We start from the raw sequence: 3,786 nt of genomic DNA on the forward strand, positions 1-3,786 counted from the left end.
TGTGTATAAGAGACAGGCTCAACGCCCTGCTACTACTAACAACACTCAGCAATTGCCGGTGCTATTTTCTCAACTCAATGGATCTGCTCAACTTTTAGCAAATAATCAGTTGATACGGTTTGAAGTTGGGGGTCAAGCAGACAGTGGTGGTAATATTTCCATTCAGGGAGAGACACGTTCTAAGGTGCTAGCAGGGACTTTCCAGGTGCAAGCACAAGATTTTTTGGCTGAGAATATTACTCGGTTGATTAAGTTACCAGTGAACTTACAGGCGGGTCGAGCCAATGGCGACTTGTTAGTTCGGTTGACACCAGGACAGCAAACTCTATTGTTTGGCAACGCTACTGTGCAAGGGATAACGCTGCAAATACCCAAAGTCCCGCAACTGTTGAGCAATAGCCAAGGAAACCTCCGCTTCCAAGGAACGGAGTTGCAGTTAAATAATGTGACTAGCAACTATGGCAAAATTCCTTTAGTGGCTACGGGAATCATCGACACTCAAGCAGGCTTGAAGTTGGCAGCGCGTGTAAATGCGGTGAGTTTGGCGAATGCCCAAGAGACTCTCAAGGTAAAATTACCTGTAGCGATCGCTGGACAAGTACAAGCTTCTTTACAGATTACTGGAGCAACTAAAGAGCCAATTCTCTCCGGCTCAGTTGCGACGATTCAAACTGCCCGAATTGATAAAGTTGATTTCAATAGCATCAGTAGTAAGTTTGAGCTTGTTACTAGTTCCTCTTTAATTACCTTAAAAGATATTCAAGGTAAAGCCAAAGTTGGTGGTGAGATTACGGGCGCTGGTACAATTAGACTTGGTAAGAGTCCGCGACTGGATTTAAATTTCGCTGCCAAGAATGTTCCAGGGGATGCGATCGCCAAAGTCTACGAAACAACACCGACCTTTCAAATTGGCAATGTCTCAGCTACAGCTCAACTAACTGGCGCTCCTACTAATGTCCAAACTGTGGTACAGTTTCAAGCTCCCAATGGAACTTACCCCGGAACAGGCGAGGTTGCAATCGCTCCAAATCGCACCGTCTCTTTCCGCAATGTGGCTCTGAATGTAAGTGGTGGTACAGTTCGGGCAACTGGTAGTTATGCCAATGAGCGTTGGCAAGCTGTGGCTGTTGCCTCTGGGGTAAAATTAGAACCCTTTGTAGACAAAAGTCAACTGCAAAATGTCTCTTTGGCTGGGGCACAGTTCAATGGTCGTCTCCTCCTCTCAGGCAGCACAGCACCATTTGAAATTGCCACAATTCGCAGTGATGGTGCAGGAGTTCAAATTGGTGGCGGCACAGTTGCAGTTTCTAATATCCAACTGCAAGACCAAAGCTTCTCGGCTCAACTTGTAGCTAATGGTGTGCGGTTGGGACAAATATTGAAACAGTCTCCCCCAGCTTTAGATAATCCTTTGGCAGGAACATTCCAAATCGCAGGTAACAGAGATGATTTCAGCCTGAAAACCTTCCGTGGCACTGGTGAGGGCCGCCTTGCTATTGGCAAGGGTACGGTTACAGCCTCTAATATCCAAGTGGCGAATGGTGTCTATCAGGCGCAAGTTCAGGCTAAGAATGTGCCTGTGCAGAAGTTGGGAAAAGTACCAAAGCAGTTTCAAGGGGCGTTAACTGGTAAGTTCGATGTAGCGGGTTCTGTTGATTCTTTTAAACCACAAACTATTCAAGCTAACGGTCAGGCGCGGATAAATGTTGCGGGTGGAACTATTACAGCCTCTAATATCCAAGTGGGTAATGGTGTATACCAGGCACAAGTTCAGGCAACTAATGTACCTGTGCGGCAGTTGGCAGCAGTACCACCGCAGTTTCGAGGGACGTTAACTGGTCAAGTAAATGTGGCAGGTTCTGTTGAATCCTTCCAACCGCAAACTATCCAAGCGATGGGTCAGGCGCGGGTCAATGTTGCAGGTGGAACTATTACAGCCTCTAATATCCAGGTGGGTAATGGTGTATACCAGGCGCAAGTTCAGGCAACTAATGTACCTTTACAACAATTAGCAGCAGTACCACCGCAGTTCCGAGGGACGTTAACTGGTCAAGCCAACGTGGCGGGTTCTGTTGAATCCTTCCAACCACAAACTATCCAAGCTAACGGTCAGGGACGGCTAGATGTTGCAGGTGGAACGATCGCAGCTTCTAATATCCAAGTAGGTAATGGTCGCTATCAAGCTGTAGTTGATGCTGCTGGTGTGGAATTAAATCGGTTAAATCAGCAATTGCGGGGACAGTTTGGCGGTCAGTTGCAATTAGCCGGTACGCTTGGATCGTCCAAATTAGCTGATGTGCGTGCTGCTGGACAGGTGCAATTATCCCAAGGTATCCCTGGTCTAGAGCAACCCTTGACGGCTGCGATCGCTTGGAGTGGTGAAAGGCTGACTATTGAGCGAGCAACTGCTCCCGGTTTAAGTGTTACTGGTAACATATTAGCCAATGCAACAAAGCCAGGGATACCGGAAATTACTGCCCTAAATCTCAACGTCCAAGCCCAGAATTACAACTTAAAACAGTTACCGATTAATCTTCCCAATCAGGTTGCTGTGGCGGGGAGAGTAGATTTTAATGGTCAAATCACTGGTAAGCTGCCCTTACCAAATGTAGTAGGGCAAATAAACTTACGAGACTTGGTTGTGCAAGATATTGCTTTTGAACCGTTGTTAACTGGAAACATCGATTCAGAACAGGGACGCGGTTTGAGTTTAAACTTGGCGGGTAATAGCGTAGACCCGAAGGGGCTTCTCGCCAGAGATCGCCTATCTTTCAATTTAGATGCCAATAATCGCCCGAAATCTTTCTTAGTCAAATGGCAGCAAGCATCAGCCACAGGTAATGTTCAAGGAAATGATTGGGCACTGAAAGTTGCTAATTTCCCCTTACAAATATTGAATTTGACTCCGCCACCAATTACTCGACTGGGTACTGGTAAGATAGCTGGGTTGTTGACTGGGGATTTGCTGTTTAATCAGCAGACATTGGCAACAACGGGAAATTTAGCGATCGCAAATCCCCAGATTGGCCGGGTTAAAGGCGATCGTTTAGCTGCTCAATTCCGCTACGGTGACGGTAAAGCTACACTCACTAGTAGCGAATTTGTCAAAGGGAAAAGTAGCTACGCCGTTGTCGGTACTGTGGTTCAAAGCCCTAAAGGGCCTCAATTACAAGGTAGACTGAACGTCAAACAGGGTGAGATTCAAGATGTTCTGGCTGTAGCACGGGTATTTGATTTACAAAATTTGCCTGGTGGTTCGCCAGAAATCTATGGCACAGCAGCGGATCTGACTACCAATCCCCAAGGAACGCCAAATGAACCTTTATTAACCCAAATCCAACGGTTTTCTGAAATTGAAGCTTTGGTGGCAGAACAGGAAGAACAGCGACTTAATTCCACTCCCATACCAGATTTGGCAGACTTAAAGGGGACTTTCAATGGGGAAGTGGCTGTCAATACAGCTACAGCCAATGGACTATCAGTGGATTTTAATTTGAATGGACAAGACTTTGCTTGGGGTAAAAAGGAAGAACGAAATCGTTTTTATACTGCCGAAAAAGTGATTGCCGAAGGCAACTTTGAGAACGGTGTTTTAAGTTTGCGACCATTACGAATCGAATCTCAAAACAGGCTGATTGCCTTTACAGGTAACGTTGGTGGTGATGAACAATCTGGTCAATTGCGGGTGAATAATTTTCCAGTACAACTATTGAATAATGTTGACAAACTACCAATTGGAATCACAGGTAATCTTAACGGTACAGCAGCTTTAGCAGGCAGCATTGC

1 pseudogene is annotated in these 3,786 nt (G+C 46.1%); it reads left to right on the forward strand.

From position 1 onward, the window contains the following. A pseudogene (locus IQ229_RS17475) lies at positions 1-3,786 on the forward strand (translocation/assembly module TamB domain-containing protein); the annotation flags it as partial.

The sequence above is a fragment of the Nostoc cf. edaphicum LEGE 07299 genome, assembly GCF_015207245.1.
In the GTDB taxonomy this organism is placed as follows: domain Bacteria; phylum Cyanobacteriota; class Cyanobacteriia; order Cyanobacteriales; family Nostocaceae; genus Nostoc; species Nostoc edaphicum_B.